The following is a 24076-nucleotide window of genomic DNA, read 5'->3' as shown; positions in this document are numbered from 1 at the left end:
CGGATCCATGCACGACGGAGATCATGAGGCGCCGAAGGGCGCCGCACGCGCCTCGGCCGGGGGATTGCCCCGAAGGAGGGAAGCGAGGTGGCAGGGCGTTTGATCAGCGGGCGCCCGTGTGTCCGGGCGGGTGGACGCACATGCGACCCACCCGGGAGTCCGGTCGGCCACTTCACGGACTTCGGAAAGAAATCTCGTCGCGGTTGAACACAACCACCGTCCCCGTTCGTACCCATTGTCGTGCGGCGGCGCAGCAGGGCGCTGCAACACCCTTGGGATTATGGGGAGTTGACGATGAAGACCTCCTGGCGGAGCGCCTCACTCGTGGCGAGCGCCGTGGCCGTACTGGCGCTGACGACGGCGTGCGGTCAGGAAAACGGCGGCCAGTCGGCCAGTCAGAACGTGGGCGCCACGGCCGCGGCGGGCGGTTACGGCGGCACGGGCCTCGGTTCGGGTACGGGTACCGGAACAGGGGCCGATGCGGGTGCGGCGCCGGACCAGCAGAACGCCGGGGCCCAGGCCGCCCCTGCGGGCAAGTTGGCGGTGTCGGCCAATGCGGAGCTCGGTCAGGTGCTGACCGACAGTGCCGGTCGCACCCTGTACCGGTTCGATCAGGACACCGCCGAGCCGCCGAAGACCAACTGCGAGGGCGACTGTGCGACCGCCTGGCCGCCCGTGCCTGCGGACGATGTCAAGGCCGGTGAGGGAGTCGACGAGGAGTTGCTCGGCGAGGTCACCCGTCCCGACGGCACCAAGCAGCTGACGATCGCCGGCTGGCCGGCGTACCGCTATGCGAAGGACGTCAACCCGGGCGACACCAAGGGCCAGGGCGTGGGCGGCACTTGGTACGCGCTGGCCCCCGACGGCAAGAAGGCCAAGCTCGCCGACCTGCCCGGACTGTCCACCCGTGAGGACCCGAAGCTCGGGGAGATCGTCGTCGACAAGAACGGCCACACGGTCTACCGCTTCATGAAGGACTCGCAGTGGCCGATGAAGACCGCGTGCACCGGTGAGTGCCTGGAGAAGTGGCCCGTCGTCGCGCCGGTCGACGCGAAGGACACAAAGGGGATCGATCTGCAAGGGTCCACCCCCAACCGGGGCTACGTCGTCTTCGACCGCCCCGACGGCATCAAGCAGCAGACCATCGACTGCGTACCGATCTACACCTTCGCCGGCGACAAGAAGCCCGGCGACACCAACGGTCAGGGCGTGGGCGGCACCTGGTTCGCCGTGGCGCCCGACGGCAAGCCGGTCGGCGCGCCCGAGTAGGAAGAGCAGGAGGACCTCCCCACCAGGTCCGGCCCCGGCGCGCGACCTCGCGGTCCGCCTTCCGCACCCCTCGCGGAAGGCGGACCGCTTTGCCGTAATTCACCGGGAGTCCGCCTGACTCATCCCCTTACGCCGGAACTCCGGAACTCTGCGAGATGCTGCGGCTACTTTTCGTAGCCTGTTCCCGAGTGGGTCAATTTGGCACGTGCCGCAGGCAGTGACCGGGAACGGATGGTCAATTTCCGTTTCTGCTCGCTCCTTTGGCGGGCGATCAGTAGCCTCAGCTCGAACACCGGATCGCCTACGCCTTGGAGAGATAGATGGAGCGTCCCGCCTGGGCCCCACGGAGCATCGACATCTCGGTGCCGAGCGTTTCGCGAATGTACGACTACTACCTGGGCGGTTCGCACAACTTCGAGGTCGACCGGGAGGCGGCCCGCAGGGCGATGGAGTTCATGCCGGGACTCCCCAAGATCATGCAGGCGAACCGGGCGTTCATGCGTCGCGCGGTACGGTATGCGGTCGGCGAGGGCATCACACAGTTCCTCGACGTCGGCTCGGGCATCCCGACCTTCGGCAACGTCCACGAGGTGGCCCAGCAGGCGCGCCCCGGAGCGCGCGTGGTCTACGTCGACCACGACCCGGTGGCCGTGGCGCACAGCGAGGCCGTCCTCGAGGGCAACGAGAACGCGGACGTCGTCGCCGCCGACCTCCGCAAGCCGCAGGAAATCCTGGCGAGCCCTCAAGTGGAGGGCCTGCTCGACCTGAACCGGCCCGTGGCGCTGCTCCTCGTTGCCATACTCCACTTCGTGGAGGACGCAGACGATCCCTACGGGGCGGTGGCTCAACTGAGCGACGCACTGGCGCCCGGCAGCATGCTGGTTCTCACCCATGCCTCGTACGAGGGAATCCCGCTGCCACCCGAGCGGGCGAGCGGCGCGGTGAACGTATACAAGGACCTTCGCAACCCGCTGATCATGCGCTCGCGCGAGGAGATCGCGCGGTTCTTCGAGGGGTACGACATGGTGGAACCGGGACTGGTGCCGATGCCCGTATGGCGACCGGACACCGAACCGGAGGACGAGGATCCGTATGCCTTCTCCGGTTTCGCGGGCGTGGGGCGTACGGCGTGAGCGCGGAGCCGGACGGGCCGGAGGACAGAGTGCGCCGGTTCGCGACGATCTGGAGCCGGGCGGTGTTCCCGGCCACCTCGACGTCGCTGACCCGGCCGGAGTTCGAGGAGCAACTGCTGCCGCTGGCCGGGCGGTTGAGCGAGATGCTGCGGGCCCGCACCTTCGACGCGGCCGAGGCACGGGCGATCGGTGCCGCCCTGGTCGACGCGCACTGCACCGGCCCGGAGGCGCTCACCCGGGCCTTGGACTGCATCGACGCCTACCTGGTGCTCTACTGCGGCGAGGACGGTCCGCAGGACGATCTGCGGGCGCGGTCGGCACGGCTGCAGCACGCCGTGGCCGCCGGGTTCGCCCAGGCGCTGCGCGAGCGGACCCTGGCCGAGCAGGAGGCCATCGCCCAGGCGGCGTTGCGTGCCCAGGGCGTGGTGGCGCAGGCGCTGCACACGAGCGAGGCCCGCTTCCGGGCGGTGTTCGAGGGCGCGGCCATAGGCATCGGCATCGCCGACCTGGACGGAAACGTCCTGGAGGCCAACCAGGCGCTGCTGCGCATGTTCGGCGGCTCCGAGCAGAGCGTGCGCGGCCGCAACTTCCGCGAGTGGACGCACGCGGACGACGCGCCCCAGGTGTGGCGGCTGTACGAGGAACTGGTGCGCGGCGAGCGCGAGCACTACCACGTGGAGAAGGCCTTCTACCGGCCTGACGGAACGGTCCTGTGGACCAATCTGACCGTCTCCCTGCTGCGTGACGCCGACGGCAACCCGCAGTACCAGCTGGCCCTCATGGAGGACACCACCGAGCGGCGGCTGCTCAACCTCCGGCTGCGCTACGAGGCCACGCACGACGCCCTCACCGGCCTGCCCAACCGCACCCTGTTCTTCGAACGCCTGGAGAAGGTGCTGAACGCCGGCGAGGGCCGGCGTTTCGGACTGTGCTACCTCGACCTCGACGGATTCAAGACCATCAACGACAGCCTCGGCCATGCGGCCGGCGACCGGCTGCTCGTCGAGGTCGCCGACCGGCTGCAGGCCTGTGCCACCGCGCCCGGCGAGATGGTCGCCCGGCTCGGCGGCGACGAGTTCGTGGCGCTGACCACCGGCCCCGACAGTCGGCGCGAGGTGGACGAACTCGCCGCCCGCATCATGAACGCGCTGGTCTCCCCGGTCACCGTGGAGGGCCGGGAGCTGACCGTGCGCGGCAGCATCGGCATCGTCGAGGGCGCGGCGGGGGAGCGGAGCGCGGCGGAGGTGCTGCGCAGCGCCGACATCACGATGTACCGGGCCAAGTCGGCGGGCGGTAACCGGTTCGAGCTGGCCGACGCCGAGGCCGACGCCCGCGTCATCACCCGGCACGGGCTGACCACCGCGCTGCCCATGGCTCTGGAGCGCAGCGAGTTCTTCATCGAGTACCAGCCGCTGGTCCACCTCGGCGACGGCAGCGTGCGCGGCGCCGAGGCGCTGGTGCGCTGGCTGCATCCGCAGCACGGCGTCCTCGGCCCCGACCGCTTCATCCCGCTCGCCGAGCACACCGGCCTGATCGTTCCGCTCGGCCGCTGGGTCCTGGAGCAGTCGGTGCGGCAGGCCCGTGACTGGCGGGAGCGCCACGCCGGCACGGCCACCGCCCCGCTGCGTATCAACGTCAACCTCTCGCCCTGCCAGCTCACGCACGCCGGCCTGGTCCAGGACACCGTCGACATCCTGCAGGCCGCGGGCGTCGAGCCCGACGCGCTCTGTCTCGAGGTCACCGAGTCGGCCCTGATCGGCGCCGACGACGACCTGCTGAAGCCGCTGCGCCGGCTGGCCGAGATGGGGGTCGACATCGCCCTGGACGACTTCGGCACCGGCTACTCCAACCTCGCCAACCTCCGTCGCCTGCCGGTGAGCATCCTGAAGCTGGACCGTTCCTTCACCCAGGGCATGCAGCAGTTCCCGGCCGATCCCGTCGACCTCAAGATCGTCGAGGGGATCGTTTCTCTCGCCCACAGCCTGGACCTGGCGGTGACGGTGGAGGGCGTGGAGACAGGAGCGCAGGCCGAACAACTACGCATCCTCGGCTGCGACACGGCCCAGGGCTGGTACTACGCCCGTCCGGGCCCACCGGAAAGGCTGCACGAACTGGCGCTGGTGGATGCAACGGGCTGACTGACGGGCCGCGCCCCCAGAGGGCCGCGCCCCGTCGGGGGCGCGCCCCGACGGGGCGCGGGGAACTGCGCGACCAGCCACAGACGACCCGCAGACCTGCACAGCGACCTGCACAGCGCTGACAAGAACGGCGCTCCAGAAACCGCGCCCCGAGCGGAGCGGAGCCTCACCGCTCAAGCAGCATCCGCTGCAACTCCCTCGCGGCCCGAGGCGGAGCCACATCGCTACGATGCGCCAGCGCAATCGTCCGGTGCAGTCCGGGCCGGGCCAGCGGCGTAACCCGTAGCCCCCGGCCCGACCGCGCCGCCACCATGCGCGGCACGACGGCCACGCCCAGCCCCGCCCGCACAAACCCCAGCACCGCGTCCATCTCCCCGCCCTCCACCGCGAAGTCCGGCTCGAACCCAGCGGAGCGACACGCGGCGACGGTCAGTTCCCGCAGGTCGTAGCCGTGCCGGAACATCACCAGGCGCTCGCCCTCCAGATCGGCGATCCGGACGGTACGCCGGCCGCCGCCCGGGCGGGGTGCCTCCGGTGACGACACCACCACCAGGTCCTCGCGCAGCAGCTCCACCGTGGTCAGCGCGGGGGACGGCGTCGGCAGCGGCAGGACGACGAGGGCGAGGTCGAGCGCTCCGCGGGCGAGCTCGCGTACGAGATCGTGCGAGCCGCCCTCCTCGATCAGCAGCTGAATGCCCGGATAGCGGTCGTGGAAGGCGCGCAGCACGTCCGGCAGCAGGCCCGTGCACAGGCTCGGGGTCGCGCCCAGTCGCACCCGGCCCCGGCGCAGCTGCACCAGCTCCTGCACCTCGTGCCGCGCCGTGTCCGCGTCGGCCAGGATCCGCCGGGCCAGGGGCAGCAGGGCCTCGCCGGCGTCGGTGAGGGTGATGTTCCCGCGCGCCCGCAGGAACAGATCGGCACCCAGCTCCCGCTCCAGCGCCTTGATCTGCTGGGACAGCGACGGCTGGGCGACATGGACGAGGTCGGCGGCCCGGGTGAAGTGCCGGGTCTCGGCGACCGCCACGAAGTACTGGAGCTGCTGGAACTGCATCCAGCAAGCATAGGGTATGCCTATCGAAACAAGCCGGACCATGTCTTGGACCGATGGGGTCGTTCGGCCCTAGCGTCCTGAGACATGGCTCTGGCAACGCGGACGGACCGACGGCCGTCCATGGCACGCACGGTGTGGGACAGCTCCGTCGGCAAGAAGACCGTGATGGCGGTCAGCGGTCTGATCATGCTGCTGTACCTGGTCGTCCACATGATCGGCAACCTGAAGATCTTCTTCGGGGAGGGCGAGTTCGACCACTACGCGCACTGGCTGCGTACCGTCGGCGAGCCGTTCATGCACTACGAGTGGACGCTGTGGCTCGTCCGGATCGTGCTGGTGGTCGCTGTCGTCGCCCACGCGATCTCGGCGTACCAGCTGAGCCGCCGTGACATCAAGGCGCGCCCCAGCAAGTACGTGCACAAGAAGCGGCGGGCCTCCTATGCCACGCGCACCATGCGCTGGGGCGGCATCATCCTCGGCCTGTTCATCGTCTGGCACATCCTCGACCTGACGACCGGCACCGTGCACTCCGGCGGCTTCCAGGAGGGCCACCCGTACCAGAACGTCGTGGACACCTTCTCCACCTGGTACGGCAACGTCATCTACATCGTCGCGATGCTCGCCCTCGGCCTGCACATCCGGCACGGCTTCTGGAGCGCCGCCCAGACCCTCGGCGCCGGCAGCCGCACCCGCGACCGCGCCCTGAAGACCGTCGCCAACGTCCTTGCGCTGCTGCTCACGGCCGGTTTCATCGCCGTACCCGTGGGCGTCATGACCGGAGTGGTGAGCTGACATGACCTCTTACGTGGATTACGCGACCGGTGAGCCGGTCGTCGACGCCAAGGCCCCGTCCGGCCCGATCAACGAGCGCTGGGACAAGCGCCGTTTCGAGGCCAAGCTGGTCAACCCCGCCAACCGGCGCAAGCACACGGTGATCGTCGTCGGCACCGGCCTCGCGGGCGGCTCCGCCGGCGCCACGCTCGCCGAACAGGGCTACCATGTCGTCCAGTTCTGCTACCAGGACTCCCCGCGCCGCGCCCACTCCATCGCCGCGCAGGGCGGCATCAACGCCGCGAAGAACTACCGCAACGACGGCGACTCCATCCACCGCCTCTTCTACGACACCGTCAAGGGCGGCGACTTCCGGGCGCGGGAGTCGAATGTGCACCGGCTCGCGCAGATCTCCGTCGAGATCATCGACCAGTGCGTCGCGCAGGGCGTGCCCTTCGCCCGCGAGTACGGCGGTCTGCTCGACACGCGCTCCTTCGGCGGCGTCCAGGTGTCGCGTACGTTCTACGCCCGCGGCCAGACGGGCCAGCAGCTCCTGCTCGGCGCCTACCAGGCGCTCAGCAGGCAGATCGCCGCGGGAAACGTCGAGATGCACCCCCGTACCGAGATGCTGGATCTGATCGTCGTCGACGGGCGGGCACGCGGAATCGTGGCGCGCGATCTGATCACCGGCAAGATCGACACGTACTTCGCGGACGCCGTCGTACTCGCCAGCGGTGGGTACGGAAACGTCTTCTACCTGTCGACCAACGCGATGAACTCCAACGCCACCGCCGTCTGGCGGGCGCACCGGCGTGGCGCGTACTTCGCGAACCCCTGCTTCACCCAGATCCACCCCACCTGCATCCCGCGCACCGGTGACCACCAGTCCAAGCTCACCCTCATGAGCGAGTCGCTGCGCAACGACGGCCGTATTTGGGTGCCGAAGGCCAAGGGCGACACCCGGCCGGCGAGCCAGATCCCCGAGGACGAGCGCGACTACTACCTGGAGCGCATCTACCCGTCCTTCGGCAACCTCGTCCCCCGCGACATCGCCTCCCGCGCCGCGAAGAACGTCTGCGACGAGGGCAGGGGAGTGGGTCCGGGCGGGCAGGGCGTCTACCTGGACTTCGCGGACGCCATCAAGCGGATGGGCCGCAAGGCCGTCGAGGCCAAGTACGGCAACCTCTTCGACATGTACCAGCGGATCACCGACGAGGATCCGTACGAGGTGCCGATGCGGATCTACCCCGCCGTGCACTACACGATGGGCGGCCTCTGGGTCGACTACGACCTCCAGACCACCATCCCCGGCCTGTTCGCGATCGGCGAGGCCAACTTCTCCGACCACGGAGCCAACCGCCTCGGCGCCTCCGCGCTGATGCAGGGCCTCGCCGACGGTTACTTCGTGCTGCCGGCCACCATCAACGACTACCTCGCCCGCAACCCGCACCAGGATCAGGTCACCGACGAACACCCGGTCGTCCAGGAGGTGCTGGCCGAGACCCAGGACCGGCTCAACCTGCTCCTGTCCGTCGACGGCGACCGCACCCCCGACTCCTTCCACCGCGAAGTCGGCGAGCTGATGTGGGAGTTCTGCGGAATGGCCCGCACGGACGCCGGGCTGCGCAAGGCACTCGAGCGCATCCCGCAGGTCCGCGAGGAGTTCTGGCGGCGGATCAAGGTGCCCGGGACCGGTGAGGAGTTCAACCAGTCCCTGGAGAAGGCCAACCGCATCGTCGACTACCTGGAGCTCGCCGAGCTCATGTGTCTCGACGCGCTGCACCGCTCCGAGTCCTGCGGCGGCCACTTCCGCGAGGAGTCGCAGACCCCGGACGGCGAGGCCGCCCGCAGGGATGACGAGTTCTCCTACGCCGCCGCCTGGGAGTTCACCGGCACCGGCGAGGCGCCCGTCCTGCACAAGGAAGACCTGGTCTTCGAGTACGTCCACCCCACCCAGCGGAGCTACGCATGAAGCTCACCCTGCGCGTCTGGCGGCAGCAGAACGCCGACGCCGACGGCACCATGTCCACGTACGAGGTGGACGGCATCTCCCCCGACATGTCCTTCCTGGAGATGCTCGACACCCTCAACGAGGAGCTCATCCTCAAGGGCGAGGACCCGGTCGCCTTCGACCACGACTGCCGCGAGGGCATCTGCGGTGCCTGTTCGCTCGTCATCAACGGCGACGCGCACGGTCCCGAGCGCACCACCACCTGCCAGCTGCACATGCGGTCCTTCCAGGACGGCGACACGATCGACATCGAGCCGTGGCGTGCCTCGGCCTTCCCGGTGATCAAGGACCTGGTGGTCGACCGGTCCGCCTTCGACCGGATCATCCAGGCCGGCGGCTACATCACCGCCCCGACCGGCTCCGCGCCCGAGGCCCACGCCACGCCTGTGCCGAAGCCGGACGCCGACTTCGCCTTCGAGCACGCCGAGTGCATCGGCTGCGGCGCCTGCGTGGCCGCCTGCCCGAACGGCTCGGCGATGCTCTTCACCTCCGCCAAGGTCAACCACCTGAACGTGCTCCCGCAGGGCGCACCGGAGCGTGAGAGCCGCGTCCTCGACATGGTGGCGCAGATGGACGAGGAGGGCTTCGGCGGCTGCACCCTCACCGGGGAGTGCGCCACCGCCTGCCCGAAGGGCATCCCGCTGATGTCCATCACCGGCATGAACAAGGAGTGGCTGCGCGCCACCCGCAAGGCGGCCAAGAGGTAGTCCCGCCCAGGTGGGAGAGACGTTCGCCGACAAGGTGCGGACGGGCGGGACCGGGAGTGGTGCTCATCCCGGTCCCGTCTCGCTTCTGAGCCCACCCCTGGCATTCAACATCCGCACATCCACGCTCCGGCCACCGGTCACGCACACGCCAACCGGCATCGGAAGAACTGTGGCGGCAGGCCGAAAGACCCGGCCCGCCCGCTGCCGTCGTCGAACCGGCCCGTGACCAGGAGTGTGCCATGACCGGCGTTTCCACCCTCGATCGTCCCCCGCAGCCAGCGGCACCCACCCGCTACACCGTCACCCTCGCCCGCGACGAGGACGACGTGCGGGCCGCTCAGAAGCTGCGGCACGACGTCTTCGCCGGCGAAATGGGTGCGCTGCTCGCCACACCGCAGCCGGGGCTCGACATCGACTCCTTCGACGCGTACTGCGACCACCTTCTGGTCCGCGACACGCTCACCGGTCAGGTCGTCGGCACCTACCGGCTGCTGCCGCCCGAGCGGGCCTCGGTTGCCGGCAGGCTGTACTCCGAGGGCGAGTTCGACCTGACCCGGCTCGACCCGATCCGCCCCGGCCTCGTCGAGGTCGGCCGCTCCTGTGTGCACCCGGACCACCGCGACGGCACCGTCATCGGCCTGATCTGGGCCGGGATAGCGCGGTACATGGTCGACCGCGGCCACGAGTGGCTGGCCGGCTGCTGCTCCATCCCGCTCGCCGACGGAGGCGCCCTCGCGGCCGCCACCTGGGACCGGGTGCAGGCCAAGAACCTGGCCCCCGAGGAGTACCGCGTCCAGCCGCTGCTGCCCTGGGTCGCCGACGGCGTCGCCCGCCCGGCCGAGCGCACCGAACTCCCGCCCCTGCTGCGCGGTTACGTCCGCCTGGGTGCCTGGGTGTGCGGTCAGCCCGCACACGACGCCGACTTCGGCGTGGCCGACCTGTACGTGCTGCTGTCGATGCGCCGGGTCAACCCCCGCTATCTGCGGCACTTCCTCTCGCTCGTCCCGGCCTGATGAGCGTCTGGCTGCCCAGCGCGCCCTGCACCCCCAGGGCGTGCGTGGAGCCCGCGGGGCGTGGGGCGGTCGTGCTGTGGGGCGTGCTGCGGCTCACCGCCGTCACGGTGCTGCTCCTCGCGGGGATCGTGCTGCTGCCGCTCGGCAGGCGCATCCCCGCCGGTGCGGTGCGCCGGTGGGCGCGGACCATCGCGTGGGCCGCGGGGGTCCGGGTCCGTATCACCGGCGCTGCCGCGCCCACCGGCGGGCTGCTGCTGGTCGCCAACCACATCTCCTGGCTGGACATCCCGCTGCTCGCCGCCGTACGCCCGGCGCGCATGGTCGCCAAGACCGAGATACGGCAGTGGCCCGTCGCGGGTGCGCTGGCAGCGCGCGCGGGTGTCCTGTTCATCGAACGTGACCGGCTGCGCGCGCTGCCGGGAACGGTGGCACACATCGCCGACCTCCTGCGGTCCGGGACGGCGGTCGGTGTCTTCCCCGAGGGCAGCACGTGGTGCGGTCGCGCCCAGGGCACCTTCCGGCGGGCCGCCTTCCAGGCCGCCCTCGACGCCGGGGTCCCCGTCCAGCCCGTCCGCATCCACTACCGCCTCGCCGACGGCCACGCCAGCACCGCCCCGGCCTTCGTCGGCGAGGACTCCCTCCTCGCCTCCCTGTGGCGGGTGGCGACGGCCCGCGGCCTGGTCGCCGAGGTGCACGTACGGGACCCGATCCCACCGGGCACCCACCCCGACCGCCGCTCCCTCGCCCACGCCGCCCAGCCGGCCACGACACCCGAGCCGGGCTGGACGCACACGGTCGACCGGGCGCTGGAGGTGCGGGCCGAGAGCCCGCCGGGCTATGAGCCGATGATCCGGGCAAGCCGCCGATAGGAGTCCAGCAGGGCCGCACGGTCATACGTGCTGGTCGTGACCAGGACCTCCTGCGCGCCCGTCTCCTTCAGCACGGTCTCCAGCTCGTGGGCGACCTCTCCCTCGGTGCCCGCGAGCTGGCCGGTGAGACCGGACTCGTAGAAACCGCGCTCCCGGTCCGTCATGGTGAGCGCCTCGACCCGCTCGGCGGGCGGCAGCGGCGGGAAGGTGCCGTGCGTGCGCGAGTACGCCATGGACCAGGCCTCCGGGATCAGCAGTCGCCGGGCCTCCTCGGGGGTCGCGGCCACCGCGACCGTGCCGGAGATGACGACGTACGGCTCCGACGCCCACTCCGATGGCCGGAAGTTCGCACGGTAGTGGTCGATCCCGCGCCGCATCTTCTCGCGGTTCCTGAGGTCGCCGATGACCATCGGCAGGCCCGCGCGGGCGGCGATGGCGGCCCCCTCGCCCATCGCGAGCACGAACGGCGGCACGGTGAGGCCCTCCGCGGGACGCGCGTGGACCCGCGTCGGGGAGGTGCCGCGGAACCAGCCCAGCAGCTCGTCGAGCTGGGCGGCGAAGTCCTCGGCGACGCCCTTGTCGCGGCCCAGCGCCTTGCGTACGCCGTCGGTGAAGCCCACCGACCGGCCCAGCCCCATGTCGATCCGCCCCGGGAAGAGCGACTCCAGCACGCCGAACTGCTCGGCCACGATGAGGGGTTGGTGATTCGGCAGCATGACGCCTCCGGTGCCGACCCGGATCGTCCGCGTCGCGGCGGCCACGGCGGCGGCCAGCACGGTCGGCGCGGATCCGGCGACGCCGGGTACCCCGTGGTGTTCCGAGACCCAGAAGCGGTGGTAGCCGAGTCCCTCCAGTTCCTGCGCCAGCCGCACGGTGTCGCGCAGCGCCTCGGCGTTCGTGTGTCCCTCTCGGGTCCGGGAACGGTCGAGGACGGAGAAGCGGGTCTGGGCGATCACGGAACTCACACAGGGTTCAACGCCCGGAAAGCCCTGGCATTCCCCGTCTAGGGTGGCACTGTGACCGCACGTGACGAACGCCCGCTCGCCGTCTTCGATCTGGACAACACCCTCGCCGACACCGCTCACCGGCAGCGGTTCCTGGAGCGCAAGCCGCGTGACTGGGACGGCTTCTTCGCAGCCGCGCCCGAGGATCCGCCGATCGCCGAAGGAGTGACGCTGGCGCTGGAGAGCGCGCGGGAATGCGAGGTCGTCTACCTCACCGGACGGCCCGAGCGCTGCCGGCCGGACACGCTCGAGTGGCTGGCCGCGCACGGCCTGCCCGAGGGGCGCGTGTACATGCGGCGCAACGATGACCGCAGGCCCGCCCGGTACACCAAGCTGGGGATCCTCCGCCGACTCGCCCGCACCCGGGAGATCCGCGTCCTCGTGGACGACGACGAACTGGTGTGCGAGGACGCCGAGCAGGCCGGATTCACCGTCGTACGGGCGCGCTGGGCGGCCCCCTCCGCCGCACTGAAGGTGGCGCAGGAGCGGGAAGGCAGGACCTGACCCCGGGGCCGCCGCTCAGCCTGCGTCCTCGAGGCGGAATCCGACCTTCATGCTGACCTGCCAGTGCGCGATCTCCCCGTTGTCGAGCTGGCCCCGTACCTCGGTCACCTCGAACCAGTCCAGGTTGCGCAGGGTCTGCGAGGCGCGGCTGATGCCGTTGCGGATGGCCTTGTCGACGCCCTCGGGCGAGGTGCCGACGATGTCCGTGACCCGGTAGGTGTGGTTCGACATGCAGGTACTCCTCTCCGCCGTGACCCGTGTGTCACGCGTCACTCCACCGTGCCCCAAGCTGCGCCGGAGCGCGAGGCGTCGGCCGGCTCGCCGGGAATCCCTTGACCTCCGCATTGGTCCATACCAAAATCGGCACACCCGTGCGAGCCCTCGCGCTCGTTCCCCCACGTCGGGACACTCCGCCCTGTCCGCCAGACAGAACAGGACCACCCCTCGTGAGACTTCGCCGCCTCGCCCTCGTCTGCGTCTCCGTATCCCTCGTCGGCGCATGCGGACTCGTGCCGCAGGGCGGGGGGACCGAACGGCGCACCGTCACCGTGTGGTTGATGAAGGACAGCGCCTCGAAGGACTTCCTGGAGCGGTTCACCGAGGAGTTCGAGCGCACCCACGGCGACCTCGACCTCGACATCCGCATCCAGGAGTGGACCGGGATCGGCGAGAAGGTGCAGGCCGCCCTCGAAACGGACGCCACCGGGGCCACCGCCGGGCCGGATGTGATCGAGGTCGGCAACACCCAGGTCCCGCAGTACGTCGAGGGAGGCGGACTGCTCGACCTGACCCTGGAGTCGCTGCGGGACTGGGGTATGCGCGACTGGCTGCCCGGCCTCGCCGAGCCGGGCCGGCAGCGGTCGACGCAGTACGGCATCCCCTGGTACGCGGCCAATCGCGTCGTCATCTACCGCAAGGACCTCTTCCGGCAGGCCGGTATCGAGGCCCCGCCGCGGACCCGCGAGGAGTGGCTCACCGCCACCGAGAAGCTCAACTCGGCCGGAAACCAAGGAATTTACCTGGCAGGGCAGGACTGGTACACGCTCTCCGGCTTCGTCTGGGACGAGGGCGGCGACCTGGCGCAGGAGGACGGCGGCACCTGGCGGGGCACCCTGGACACCCCGGCCGCCCTGCGCGGCATGGACTTCTACCGGCGGCTCCAGGCCCTCGGCAAGGGCCCGGTCGACGCGGACGAGGAACACCCGCCGCAGGCCGGTGTGTTCGCCGAGGGACGCGTGGCGCAGATCGTGGCCGTGCCGGGGCTCGCCCGCGCGATCGTGCAGCAGAACCCCGAACTCGACGGCGAGCTGGGCTTCTTCCCCGTCCCCGGCAAGAGCGCCGACCGGCCCGGCGCCGTCTTCACCGGGGGCTCCGACCTCGTCATCCCGAACAACACCGACGCACGCGACGGCGCCGTCGCCGTCGTGGAGGCGCTCGCCGGAGCCAAGTGGAACACCGAGCTGGCCCGCACCATGAACTACGTCCCCAACAAGACGACGCTCGCACAGGCCGTCGCCGACGAGGAGGGGGTCGCCGCCATGGCGGCCGGGGCCGCGCAGGGCCGGGCGACCCCCAGCACTCCCGAGTGGGCGAACGTGGAGGCCGACAACCCGATCAAGGAGTACATGACCAAGGTGCTCACCGGTGCCGACCCGGCGACGGAGGCCCGCCGCGCCTCCCGTCGGATCACCGAGGCGCTGGCGGTCCCCTTCGGCTGATCAGCGAACGGTGCTCAGCGACAGCGCGAAACGACCCTCGCCGTCCGTCCACCAGTGGCTCAACCTCAGTCCGGCAGCGGCGAGTTCGGCGCGTACACCCTCCTTGCGGAACTTCGCCGACACCTCGGTGCGCAACTCCTCGCCCGCCGCGAAGTCCACGGCGAGATCGAGCGCGGGAACCTTCACGGTCTGGTGCGTGCGGGAGCGCAGCCGCATCTCGATCCACTCGTCGGCCGTGTCCCACAGGGCCACGTGGTCGAAGGCGCCGGGGTCGAAGTCGGCGCCCAGCTCGCGGTTGACCACGGCCAGGACGTTCTTGTTGAACGCGGCCGTCACCCCGGCCGCGTCGTCGTACGCGCGGACCAGGACCTGCTCGTCCTTGACCAGGTCCGTGCCGAGCAGCAGGGTGTCGCCCGGCGAGAGCAGGGCGCGGATCGAGGCCAGGAACGCCGCGCGCTCGGCCGGCAGCAGGTTGCCGATCGTGCCGCCGAGGAACGCCAGCAGCCGGGGGCCCGGCGTGTCCGGCAGTTCCAGGCGTGCGGTGAAGTCGGCGATCAGCGCGTGCACGCTCAGGCCGGGCCGTTCCGCGACGAGCGCCTGCCCGGCCTGGGTGAGGGCGCTCTCGCTCACGTCGACCGGGACGTAGGTGTGCAGCCCGGTCAGCGCGTCGATCAGGTGCCGGGTCTTGTCGGAGGAGCCGGAGCCCAGTTCGACGAGGGTGCGGGCGCGGGCCGTGGCGGCGATCTCGGCGGAGCGGGTGATGAGGATCTCCCGTTCGGCGCGCGTCGGGTAGTACTCGGGCAGTTCGGTGATCTGCTCGAACAGGTCGCTGCCGTACGCGTCGTAGAACCACTTCGGCGGCAGTGTCTTGGGCGTGCTGGTCAGTCCCTGCTGGACGTCGGCGCGCAGTGCCGCGTCCGTGGCGTCCTCGGGCAGGGTGCGGGTGAGAAGGAACGGACTCACGTGCGGGGCTCCTTCGGTGGTGCGTCCGCCGAGGCGTCGCTCGGCTCCTTGAGCGGGGTGAGCTGCACCTCGGTGCGGCTCGCCGCGAGCAGGGTGCGGTCGGGGACCTCCTGCCAGCGCGGATCGTCGTCGTACGGTTCGGAGGCCACGACGGTGCCGCCGTCGGGCCGGGCGAGATACCAGAGGGTGTCGCCCCAGGTGGTGGCGGCGACGGACACGCCGTCGGTGAGCAGCAGGTTGAGCCGGGAGCCGGGGGCCGCCGCGGCGACCTCCGGGACCGTGTCGGCCAGGGCCCGGCCCATGTCGTCACCGGCACGCAGCCGGGCGAGCACGAGGGCCCAGACGAGGGCGGAGTCGTTACGGGCCTCCAGGGACAGCAGGTCCACCGGGGACAGGCCCCCGGTGAGTGGGGCGAGCGAGTGGGGCCAGCCCGTGACGGCGCCGTTGTGGCTGAACAGCCAGGACCCCGCGGCGAACGGCGCCGCGGCGGCCTCCGCGTCGGCACCCGCCAGCGTCGCGTCCCGCACGGCGGCGAGCAGCGCGCCGGACCGTACGACCCGCGCCAGGTCGGCGAAGGACAGGTCCGCCCAGATCGGCCCGGCCCGCCGGTACCGGGCCGGCACCGGGTCCCCCTCGGCGTACCAACCGACCCCGAAACCATCGGCGTTGACCGTTCCGTACCGCTGCCGCCGGGGAGCCCAGGACTGCCGGTACAGACCGTGCGCCGGGTCCACCAGGAGCCGGCCGAGCGGCTCCTCGGGGCCCACATACGCCAGGTGACGGCACATCAGACGTCCCCCGAGCGAGCCGTGCGGAACCCGGAGAAGATCTGCCGCCGGATCGGATAGTCCCAGTTGCGGAACGTGCCCCGGCAGGCCACCGGGTCCACCGCGAACGAACCGCCCCGCAGCACCTTGTACTCGGGTCCGAAGAACACTTCCGAGTACTCCTTGTACGGGAACGCCGTGAACCCCGGATACGGCAGGAAGTCGCTCGCCGTCCACTCCCACACGTCGCCGATCAACTGCCGTACGCCCAGGGGCGATTCCCCGGCGGGGTAGCTACCGGCGGGCGCCGGGCGCAGATGCCGCTGGCCGAGGTTGGCGTGCTCGGGCGCCGGGTCGGCGTCGCCCCACGGGTAGCGGGTCGAGCGGCCGGTCGCCGGGTCGTGGCGGGCGGCCTTCTCCCACTCGGCCTCGGTGGGCAGCCGGCGCCCGGCCCAGCGGGCGTAGGCGTCCGCCTCGTACCAGCACACGTGCAGCACCGGCTCGTCGGGCGGCACCACCTCGGTGACGCCGAAGCGGCGGCGCAGCCACTGTCCGCCGTCGCGGCGCCAGAACGCCGGGGCGTGGATGGAGTTGCGGCGGGTGTGCGTCCAGCCGTCCGCCGCCCACCAGCGCGGGTCGTCGTAGCCGCCGTCCTCGATGAACGCCTGGTAGGCCGCGTTCGTCACCGGGGTCGTGTCGATGTAGAACGGCGGCACCTCGCGCCGGTGCGCGGGCCGTTCGTTGTCGAGTGCCCATGGCTCGGTGGAGGTGCCCATGGTGAACGGGCCGCCGGGTACCAGGACTTCGGCGGGCCCGGTGAACAGCGGGGCGGGCTCCGGATCGGGGGCGTGCAGCGCCTGCGGGCCCCGGCGGAGCTGATGGGTGATCAGCATGGTCTCGTCGTGCTGCTGTTCGTGCTGCGCGATCATCCCGAAGGCGAAACCCGCCTCCGTCAGACGCGTCCCGTGGAACGCAGTGCCGTCCAGCACGTCCAGGGCACGCCCGCGCACCTCGGCCGCGTACCGGCGGGCCTCGGCGGGCGGCAGCAGCGGCAGCGAGGGCCGTTCGGCGCGCGGGTGCTCGAAGGCGTCGTAGAGGTTGTCGATCTCGGGCCGTATCGCCTCCTGCCCGGCGACCGCCCGCAGCAGCCACAGCTCCTCCTGGTTGCCGATGTGCGCGAGATCCCACACCAGCGGGGACATCAGCGGCGAGTGCTGGGCCGTCAGGTCGGGCTCCTCGACACAGCTGGTCAGGAGCGTAGTGCGCTCCCGCGCGGTGGTGAGCGAGGTCAGCGCGCGCTCGCGGAAGGCTTCGATGTCGGTCTCGGTGTCGGTATCCGTGTCGAGGGCGGGGTCGGTCATGTGCGGAAGTCCTTCCCGTGCGGGGTGGGGATCCCCCCGGTCGAGCGAGGCCGGGACCGGGGGAGGTCCGTACCGCGCAGCCGGTCCAACAGATCGTCGGCGGGGCAGCGGCCCCTGGTGACATAGCGGTCCTGATACGCCGCCACGGCGTCGGTGACCTCGGTGCCGGCGCCGAGCCGGGGCAGCGCCCGCAGCGCCGCCGCGAAACAGACGACGGCCACCTCGTGCAACTCCCGGTCGGCGAGCCCGTACCGGGCCGCGTCCAGCCACAGCGGATTGTGCGGCGCAGGCAGCGACATGGCCCGCTCCGCCAGGGGTTTCACCGCGCGGTAGGCGGTCTCGGCGGCCTCCGGGTCGTCGAACAGCGCCGCGGTCACGGCGAGCGGAACGGTCCACCCCTCGTCGCCGGGCTGCGCGTCGATCATCCGCAGCTCGAGATGGCCGCGCGGTCTGACCGGCGGGAACAGCGTGGTCATGTGGTAACCGAGGTCGTCCCGGGTCGGAGGCCTGGGCGACCCCGACCTGGTCCACTCCCGGAAGGACAGTCCCTCGGGCACATCCCACGGGCCGCCGTCCCGCCGTACGCACATCACCGGTGCGTCCAGCACATGGCGTGCCCAGGCGCCGCGCGGATCGACGTCCAGTGCGGGCGCACCCGCCCGGCCCGCGCCGATCTGGATCCACCGCAGCTGACGGGTGGACAGCCAGCCGGTGGGCCGGTGCCCGGCCAGCGGGGAGTTGGCGAAGGCGGCGAGCAGGACCGCGCCCAGGTGGTGCGCCAGCCACCAGCGCCGCACATGGCCGAGCGGGCCGGGCTCCTCGAAGCCGGCGTCCAGGCACACCTGGACCGAGGCCGAAGTGCACATCATGGCGCGGCCGGCCGGGCCGGTGCGGTCGAGACAGGTCTCCATCGCGTCGTAGCGCGGCTCGCGCAGGAAGCGGCGGGGAGCGTGCCACGGGTCGTGGCCGATGCCAAGGAGGCCGAGATCATGCTCGCGCAGGGTCGCGCGGACGGCGTCCAGATCGGCGGAGACGGTGCCGATGCACTCCATCAGGGAGGCGGCGGGCGGCGAGCTGAGCTCCAGCTGGCCGCCGGGTTCTACGGTGAGCACCGACCGCAGTGGGACGGTGCTCAGTGCGGCGTAGGCCGCTTCGAGTCGTTCGGGTGTGACGGGGAGCTGCGGTTTCTGCAGCTCTTGGACGAGCCATTCCACTTCGACACCGAGGGCGCGGGGCGGGCCGGTCTTGAAGCAGATGCCACGGACCAGCGCCTCAACCTCCGCTTCGGTGACGGCGGGACGTGGCTCCGTACAGCCACTGACTGAGTCGGACATGTCGGGATCCTCCTGAGATTCCACCATGCCGCCGGTCCGGAGGAGCGCAAGTCGGACCGGCACACTCGTCCCACCCAAGACCCTCTCGTCGCTTCGCACAAGAGTGCGCCGCGAGGCGTAAGGGGTCGGTCACCTCTCGTTGGGGGGCAGGGAAAACTCTGTTGCGCCGCATGACCAGCATCGCTCACGATGCGTTCATGAGCACGACGGGGGAGGCAGCGCAGCGCGCGCTCGTGGCGCACACGGGGGTTGTGCCGTGAGCGCGCGGCTGCGCGGCATCGCGCGGGAGACCGAGCAGATCGTGGCCGCGGGGGCCTATCGGGCGTCCGACGGGCGCACGGTGTCCGTGGCCGCCGCCGTGGACGCAGCGCGAGCGGGGACGCGGATGCACGGTCCGGAACCGGTGCCGATGGCACCCGCGCCCGCGGTGGACACGTTCTTCGAGGTCACGGGCGAGAGCAGTCTGGAGGCCGCCCGCCGGATCGGTCCGGCTGCCGTCCTGAACTTCGCCTCCGCCCGCAACCCGGGCGGCGGCTTCCTCAACGGCGCCCAGGCCCAGGAGGAGGCCCTGTGTCGCGCCTCCGCCCTGTATACGTGCCTGCTGCGGGCCCCGGAGTTCTACGACCACCACCGCACCCACCGAGACCCGTTCTACACGGCCCGTGTCATCCACTCACCCGCCGTGCCCGTCTTCCGCGACGACCGGGGCCGGCTGCTGGACGAGCCGTACACCGCAGGGTTCCTGACCGCCGCCGCCCCGAACGCCGGGGTGGTGCGCCGCACGGCACCGCAGCGCACGGCCGAACTGCCGCACGCCCTGGCCGCGCGGGCCGAACGCGTCCTGGAGACGGCCGCCCACCACGGCTACCGGCGGCTGGTGCTGGGCGCCTGGGGCTGCGGAGTCTTCCAGAACGACCCGACGCAGGTCGCCGGCGCCTTCCGGCAGCTGCTGGGCCCCGGCGGACGGTTCGCAGCCAGGTTCGAGCACGTGGTGTTCGGGGTGCTGGACCGTACGCCCGGTGCGGTGGTCCGCGAGGCTTTCGTACAGGCGTTCCCACCTAGGGCCTGTCCGGCGGATCAGGCTGCAGGGAAGCGGCGGTGACTGATCGGCGCAGGTGAGCGGGGTCTGGTGCGTCCAGCTGCAAGGCGGAGGAGGGCGGCGACGCGGAGCGTCGACAACCGAGGACAACACCGCAGATGGGCGTGCCAGACCCCGTGTCTGCGGCATGATCCGCCGGACAGGCCCTAGCCCCAATGCCGTTGCATTACGCGTCTGCGGGTTGGGGTCTTGTGGTGAGGATGGCTTGGGTGCCGGTGCGGGTGGGCTGGGGCCAGGCATGGTGTTCAGCCCGTTTGAGCCGGTAGTTGGACATCTTGCGTTTCACGACTCGGGGCTGGCTGCGCAGACGTCTGACGGGCAGGAGCCGTTCCAGGAGGTCCTGCTCGAGCATCAGCAGGGCTGTGACCAGGAGGTCAGGGGGAAAAACTGCCCGGCGTGACGGTCACGCTGCGCCGGGCAGAGCGCAGGGTTTCGGTGAACGAGATGCGGTCGGGATCCAGGCCACGGGGGGCCGCCGTTCTCAGCATGAGCTCGCGCAGAGCATGGTGGACCAGCAGGTGCGCCCAGATCTGCTGGCGGACACCATCAGGGGTTTTGCTGCTGAGGACGACCCGGGCGCCGCGCTGATGGGTTTTGATCTCGGCGAAGACGGACTCGACCTCCCAGCGTTCGCAGTAGAGCGCGGCCAGTTGCCTCGCCGGATACCGTCGGGCGTCCAGCAGCGTGGTGACCAGGCGGTAGCCGTCAGCTGCGCCCTCACCGACCCGGTCCTTGAGCTGGTAGGCCAGGACACGGACCACGACCGGCTCATCCCGGGCAGGGCCGCCGCTGGCGCGGATCGGTGAGAGCCACGACCCGTCGCGGAACTGCTTGATCACCGGCAGGACGCGGTTGGCGGGCACCCGCCACAGCAGATCGGCGCCGGCGGCGGTGAATGCCTGCCACAACGGGACGCCGAGGAACTCACGGTCGGCCAGGACGAGCTGGCCGGGACCGGCCGAACGTGGCAGGCGGCCGACCAGGGTGACTTCCCCGGTGCGGCAGCCGGCGAGTTCCGCGTCCAGCACCGCATGACTGCCCACCTCCACCAACGCAGCCATCCGCACCTGCGGAAACGCGCTCTGGCCCGTCCCGCGGCCGCTGCCCGGACGTCCGAACGCGGCCTCGTTGGCTTCGGTGTCCGCGACGTCCCAGCAGGTGCCGTCCACGGCCAGCAGTCGCAGTCCACGCCAGAACGCGCCGGGCGTCGCCTCGGTGGCCATCGGCTTGGCGGTCGTGGCGAACAGCACCCGCAAGGGCTCTGAGCCCGGCCGCTGCCGGGCCCGAAACAGCGAGGACTTCGCCGGCAGGTGCCAGCCGCTCAGCAGCCCCTGGCCCCGCAGGCCCTGGACCAGGTGCCGCATCACTTCCAGATACGGAGCCGGAGAGAACAGCGCCAGCCCCAGCACGAAGTACACCACCAGCCGTGCGGGAAGGAGCCGTTTGCGTTGTTCTGCGCACCCGCAAGCGGCTACCACCCGATCCACCAACCCCGGCGGATACACCCAGGTCAACAGCCCCAGACCCGATAACTCAGACACACTCGCCGACACCCGAACCACCCCCGGGACCACCACTGGGCAGCCTACGCCCGTGACCTAAAGCAACGGCATTGGCCCTAGCCCCGTTCAGCTCCAGCCGTAGCGCTCCCGCAACCGGTGGCGCACCAGGTTGAACCGCATCCGGTCCAGCGCGCACGCCTCCCGCCGCATGCCCTGCTCGTGCAGCCGCAGCACCCGGTCCACGTCCACCCACGAGTCCCGCCCCGACCGGTCCCACGGCCCGCTGCCGATCGGCACCCACTCCCGGTCGCCGTCGTGCCGCTTGCTGGACAACTGCACGGCGAGAAACGTACCCGCCGCCTCCCGCGCCACGACCAGCACCGGGCGGTCCTTGCCCCGCCCGTCGTTCTCCTCGAACGGCACCCACGTCCAGACGATCTCCCCCGGATCGGGGTCGCCGTCGTGCGCGGGCGAGTACTCCGTGCGCACCCGGCCGACCTCACGCGGGTCGGCCTCGATGGTCGCGGTCGGGCCGAAGCGGCCGGGGACGTTCTCATCCGTGAAGGCAGTCACGGGGGTCACGTTAGCGGGCGGCGAAAACCGTTCCTAAAGGCTGAGCGGGAATGGGTCCTGTTGTCGGTACCCGTGCTGAGCCGCGTGCCCCGAACGGTGTTGGGCACACTGGTCCCCCGCTTTCGCTCTCACGTCCGGCGCAACGGGTCGTGCCCGTTGTCCGGGGACGGAGGGGCGGGTTTCCTCACGCCCTGCGACGCCCGGTCGGGCCTGGACGGTCCGATGCCCCGCACGATCGCTCTGGTCGTGCGGGGGCGGTGCCGTCCGTCGCCGGATCGGGTGCCCCAGGGCGCGCCTGCCGATCGCCACGGCTGCCGCGTCGTGGCGGGTGGTCTTCCTGGTGTTGCTGGTGAGTGGCTTTTGCCAGTGCTGGGCGCCCCACATTGAGGTGTAGGCGGGGTCCACGGCGACGATCGTCAAGCCGAGTTCGGTGGCCATGCTGAGGAGCCGGGCGCGCAGCCTGCTCACGGGCATGCCGGAGATCAGCTTGCGGAACCGCTTGCGGCGGCCGTGCTTCTCCCTGGTCTTCTCCACCTGGAAGTCCAGGTCTTCGATGCCGATGGCGAGTTGGCGCCGGGCTGCCCAGTGCAGGAGTCGGATGAGGGCGTGCCGGACCTGCGCGTCACGGTGATCGGCGGTGCCGGACAAGGTGAAGAAGAACCTTCGGGGCTCACCACACGGGTTGCCATGCTGGTCGAGCCGCCAGGCGGCCAGGTGGTCGGCGTTGGTGTCCACGCCGATCAGCCCTCCGGCGCGGGCACGGGCCAGGGGAACGGTCTTGACCGGTGGGATGGACCAGGAGGCGGTCAGGTACCAGCGCCTGCGCTGCACGTCTTCGTGGATGCGGTAGGCGACCGCCCGGTTGCCGGTGACGCGGTCGGCCCATTCGTCGCCCCGGTGATGGAACACCACGGTGCCAGTGAGGACGTACCGCCCGCGTGGGGCGTTGGCCAGATGAGCCAGCGGGGCGGGCAGTTTGATGCTGACCTCCCCGTCAGGGGTGACGCGGATCGTCTCGTTCCCGAACCGCTTCCCCGACTCGCCGTCCGCCTGGAGAAACCGGCGCTCGGCCTGCCAACGCTCACGCCATTCGGTCTCGGTCAGGTTCGCGGCCGTGAGATTGTGCCGGGTGCCAAGCAGGCGTTCACCGCCGCGTGCTACTCGGACGCGCCCGGCTCCACGGTCGGCCCGCTCAGCAATCAGCCGGTCCTCAAGCACGTGCAGGCGGCGGGACTTGGCGAACCACTCCTGCTTCGTGTGGTATCCGCCCGGCGCCCGCTTTGTGCCCTTCTCCCCGACCGGGAGGGACAGCCGGTGCGCAATCGTACGGACACCGGCCTCCAGGTTCTGGATGTGGGCGAGTTGGGCGCGGCGGGCCAGCGCCCACTGGTCGTGGGTGGCCTTCGTGATGCTCCCGGCCCAGCGGGACGACGCCTCTTGCGTCAGGGCGCGCTTGCGCTCCGCCCACTGGTCGCTGTCGTGCTCCAGACCGGCCGCACAGCGGGCCTTGAGGTCACGCCCGGCCAGAGTCCCCAAATGGTCACCGACCAGCCTGAGCACCTTCTCGTCCTCGGCCGTGATAGCCTTGAGCCGGGTACGGATCGCGACGCCGGACGGGCCGAGAGCCACGAACGACGGATCAATCGGGCGCAGGTCAGCCATGTTCGGCGGCCTCCAGCGCGGCCTTCGCTCGCCTCTTCGCCGAGCGGCGGCCATACAGGCGGGCGCAGAACGAGGTCAGTACCTCCACCATGTCCCGCACCAGGTCGTCTTCGACCTCGCCGTCGTCCAGCACCAGCAGGCGACGGCCCGTCGCGGACAAGGCGGCCTCGACAAGCTCGACGTTCATCCGGCCGAGCCGGTCTTTGTGCTCCACCACCACGCAGGTCACCTGCGAGTCGGCCAGCAGACGCCGGGCCTTGGAACGGCAGCCGTTCATCCCGGAAGCGATCTCCGCCTCAACACGAACGACTCGGTGACCGGCCTTCGCCGCCCACGCCGACAGCCGAGCGACCTGGCGTTCCAGATCGGTCTTCTGATCGTGCGAGCAGACGCGGGCATACAGGCCCAGACCGCCGATGGCCTCGGGCGTGGTGTTCGCGTCGATGTTCACCAGGATCGTGCGTGGCCCGACCCGCTGAGCCGGTACCGGCAACACCCCCTCACGGAACCAGCGATACGCGGTCTGCGGATGCACGCCCTGCGTCTTAGCCCATTCCGTCAGATTCACGCTCTGCACAACGACACTCACTCATACATGGTTACGCTCACTTACCCGACTTCGAGGGC

Annotated in this window: 22 protein-coding genes; 11 read left to right on the top strand and 11 right to left on the bottom strand. The window is 70.9% G+C overall.

What is annotated here, in order from left to right:
• The first annotated feature begins 294 nt into the window (after nucleotides 1-294).
• The 3 genes from ACFVJQ_RS30855 to ACFVJQ_RS30845 all read left to right on the top strand — a co-directional run bounded on the left by ACFVJQ_RS30855 (nucleotide 295) and on the right by ACFVJQ_RS30845 (nucleotide 4540).
• Nucleotides 295-1269: an SCO0930 family lipoprotein gene (locus tag ACFVJQ_RS30855; protein ID WP_385514401.1), complete on the top strand. Its 975-nt coding sequence runs from the start codon at nucleotides 295-297 to the stop codon at nucleotides 1267-1269.
• A 320-nt stretch (nucleotides 1270-1589) separates the two neighbouring features.
• Nucleotides 1590-2402: an SAM-dependent methyltransferase gene (locus ACFVJQ_RS30850; protein ID WP_385788810.1), complete on the top strand. Its 813-nt coding sequence runs from the start codon at nucleotides 1590-1592 to the stop codon at nucleotides 2400-2402.
• Nucleotides 2399-4540 carry a putative bifunctional diguanylate cyclase/phosphodiesterase gene (locus ACFVJQ_RS30845; protein ID WP_385788808.1) on the top strand — a complete coding sequence of 714 codons (2142 nt, stop codon included), beginning with the start codon at nucleotides 2399-2401 and terminating at the stop codon, nucleotides 4538-4540. The genes ACFVJQ_RS30850 and ACFVJQ_RS30845 overlap by 4 nt, the downstream gene beginning before the upstream one ends.
• A gap of 166 nt (nucleotides 4541-4706) precedes the next feature.
• On the opposite strand, the gene ACFVJQ_RS30840 is transcribed toward ACFVJQ_RS30845, so the two are convergent.
• A complete protein-coding gene (locus tag ACFVJQ_RS30840) occupies nucleotides 4707-5591 on the bottom strand; it encodes a LysR family transcriptional regulator (protein ID WP_385788806.1) in 885 nt (294 codons plus the stop codon).
• A 120-nt stretch (nucleotides 5592-5711) separates the two neighbouring features.
• On the opposite strand from ACFVJQ_RS30840, the gene ACFVJQ_RS30835 reads away from it, so the two are divergent.
• The 5 genes from ACFVJQ_RS30835 (at nucleotide 5712) to ACFVJQ_RS30815 (ending at nucleotide 10962) form a co-directional block, all read left to right on the top strand.
• Nucleotides 5712-6383, top strand: coding sequence for a succinate dehydrogenase (locus ACFVJQ_RS30835; RefSeq protein WP_385514435.1), 672 nt, complete (start codon nucleotides 5712-5714; stop codon nucleotides 6381-6383).
• A 1-nt stretch (nucleotide 6384) separates the two neighbouring features.
• Complete coding sequence (locus tag ACFVJQ_RS30830) at nucleotides 6385-8334, top strand: fumarate reductase/succinate dehydrogenase flavoprotein subunit (protein ID WP_385788804.1); 1950 nt, start codon at nucleotides 6385-6387, stop codon at nucleotides 8332-8334.
• The gene (locus tag ACFVJQ_RS30825; protein WP_129802670.1) at nucleotides 8331-9080 is read left to right on the top strand and encodes a succinate dehydrogenase/fumarate reductase iron-sulfur subunit; all 750 of its coding nucleotides are present in this window, start codon (nucleotides 8331-8333) and stop codon (nucleotides 9078-9080) included. Before ACFVJQ_RS30830 ends, ACFVJQ_RS30825 begins: the two co-directional genes overlap by 4 nt.
• Before the next feature lie 239 nt (nucleotides 9081-9319).
• Nucleotides 9320-10093: a GNAT family N-acetyltransferase gene (locus ACFVJQ_RS30820; protein WP_385514406.1), complete on the top strand. Its 774-nt coding sequence runs from the start codon at nucleotides 9320-9322 to the stop codon at nucleotides 10091-10093.
• On the top strand, nucleotides 10093-10962 hold the full coding sequence (locus ACFVJQ_RS30815; RefSeq protein ID WP_385514407.1) for a lysophospholipid acyltransferase family protein: 870 nt from the start codon (nucleotides 10093-10095) through the stop codon (nucleotides 10960-10962). Before ACFVJQ_RS30820 ends, ACFVJQ_RS30815 begins: the two co-directional genes overlap by 1 nt.
• Here ACFVJQ_RS30815 and ACFVJQ_RS30810 read toward each other — a convergent pair.
• Entirely contained in the window at nucleotides 10929-11927 is a 999-nt protein-coding gene (locus tag ACFVJQ_RS30810; protein ID WP_385788801.1) for an LLM class flavin-dependent oxidoreductase, read from the bottom strand. The two genes, ACFVJQ_RS30815 and ACFVJQ_RS30810, sit on opposite strands and share 34 nt — an antisense overlap.
• Nucleotides 11928-11978: 51 nt before the next feature.
• On the opposite strand from ACFVJQ_RS30810, the gene ACFVJQ_RS30805 reads away from it, so the two are divergent.
• The gene (locus tag ACFVJQ_RS30805; protein WP_385788799.1) at nucleotides 11979-12470 is read left to right on the top strand and encodes a hypothetical protein; all 492 of its coding nucleotides are present in this window, start codon (nucleotides 11979-11981) and stop codon (nucleotides 12468-12470) included.
• A 15-nt stretch (nucleotides 12471-12485) separates the two neighbouring features.
• Here the strand turns inward: ACFVJQ_RS30805 and ACFVJQ_RS30800 are convergent, their stop codons facing one another.
• The gene (locus ACFVJQ_RS30800) at nucleotides 12486-12701 is read right to left on the bottom strand and encodes a dodecin (RefSeq protein WP_385514410.1); all 216 of its coding nucleotides are present in this window, start codon (nucleotides 12699-12701) and stop codon (nucleotides 12486-12488) included.
• A 215-nt stretch (nucleotides 12702-12916) separates the two neighbouring features.
• Between ACFVJQ_RS30800 and ACFVJQ_RS30795 the strand changes: the two genes are divergently transcribed.
• Complete coding sequence (locus ACFVJQ_RS30795; protein WP_385788797.1) at nucleotides 12917-14188, top strand: extracellular solute-binding protein; 1272 nt, start codon at nucleotides 12917-12919, stop codon at nucleotides 14186-14188.
• Here ACFVJQ_RS30795 and egtD read toward each other — a convergent pair whose 3' ends face one another.
• From egtD to egtA, 4 genes are read right to left on the bottom strand one after another with little or no spacing between them, the layout of a single operon-like run.
• The gene (gene egtD / locus ACFVJQ_RS30790; RefSeq protein WP_385788795.1) at nucleotides 14189-15151 is read right to left on the bottom strand and encodes an L-histidine N(alpha)-methyltransferase; all 963 of its coding nucleotides are present in this window, start codon (nucleotides 15149-15151) and stop codon (nucleotides 14189-14191) included.
• The gene (gene egtC / locus ACFVJQ_RS30785; protein ID WP_385514413.1) at nucleotides 15148-15939 is read right to left on the bottom strand and encodes an ergothioneine biosynthesis protein EgtC; all 792 of its coding nucleotides are present in this window, start codon (nucleotides 15937-15939) and stop codon (nucleotides 15148-15150) included. The genes egtD and egtC overlap by 4 nt, the downstream gene beginning before the upstream one ends.
• On the bottom strand, nucleotides 15939-17279 hold the full coding sequence (gene egtB / locus ACFVJQ_RS30780) for an ergothioneine biosynthesis protein EgtB (protein WP_385788793.1): 1341 nt from the start codon (nucleotides 17277-17279) through the stop codon (nucleotides 15939-15941). The genes egtC and egtB overlap by 1 nt, the downstream gene beginning before the upstream one ends.
• Nucleotides 17276-18613 carry an ergothioneine biosynthesis glutamate--cysteine ligase EgtA gene (egtA, locus tag ACFVJQ_RS30775; RefSeq protein ID WP_385788791.1) on the bottom strand — a complete coding sequence of 446 codons (1338 nt, stop codon included), beginning with the start codon at nucleotides 18611-18613 and terminating at the stop codon, nucleotides 17276-17278. Before egtA ends, egtB begins: the two co-directional genes overlap by 4 nt.
• 256 nt (nucleotides 18614-18869) lie before the next feature.
• On the opposite strand from egtA, the gene ACFVJQ_RS30770 reads away from it, so the two are divergent.
• On the top strand, nucleotides 18870-19715 hold the full coding sequence (locus ACFVJQ_RS30770) for a TIGR02452 family protein (protein WP_385788789.1): 846 nt from the start codon (nucleotides 18870-18872) through the stop codon (nucleotides 19713-19715).
• Between the two features lie 371 nt (nucleotides 19716-20086).
• On the opposite strand, the gene ACFVJQ_RS30765 is transcribed toward ACFVJQ_RS30770, so the two are convergent.
• From ACFVJQ_RS30765 to ACFVJQ_RS30750, 4 genes are all read right to left on the bottom strand, one after another.
• Nucleotides 20087-21253: an IS4 family transposase gene (locus ACFVJQ_RS30765; RefSeq protein ID WP_385788787.1), complete on the bottom strand. Its 1167-nt coding sequence runs from the start codon at nucleotides 21251-21253 to the stop codon at nucleotides 20087-20089.
• Nucleotides 21254-21340: 87 nt separating this feature from the next.
• Nucleotides 21341-21787: a type II toxin-antitoxin system PemK/MazF family toxin gene (locus tag ACFVJQ_RS30760; protein WP_385268212.1), complete on the bottom strand. Its 447-nt coding sequence runs from the start codon at nucleotides 21785-21787 to the stop codon at nucleotides 21341-21343.
• 33 nt (nucleotides 21788-21820) lie between these two features.
• The gene (locus ACFVJQ_RS30755) at nucleotides 21821-23449 is read right to left on the bottom strand and encodes an IS200/IS605 family accessory protein TnpB-related protein (protein ID WP_385788785.1); all 1629 of its coding nucleotides are present in this window, start codon (nucleotides 23447-23449) and stop codon (nucleotides 21821-21823) included.
• Nucleotides 23442-24017 carry an IS607 family transposase gene (locus ACFVJQ_RS30750; protein WP_385788872.1) on the bottom strand — a complete coding sequence of 192 codons (576 nt, stop codon included), beginning with the start codon at nucleotides 24015-24017 and terminating at the stop codon, nucleotides 23442-23444. The genes ACFVJQ_RS30755 and ACFVJQ_RS30750 overlap by 8 nt, the downstream gene beginning before the upstream one ends.
• Between the last annotated feature and the right edge of the window lie 59 nt (nucleotides 24018-24076).

This window comes from Streptomyces sp. NPDC127197 (genome assembly GCF_042672405.1).
GTDB classification, from domain to species: Bacteria; Actinomycetota; Actinomycetes; order Streptomycetales; family Streptomycetaceae; genus Streptomyces; species Streptomyces flavusporus.
Note: the sequence above shows the minus strand (reverse complement) of the source record. Positions and strands in the feature narration are given on the sequence as shown.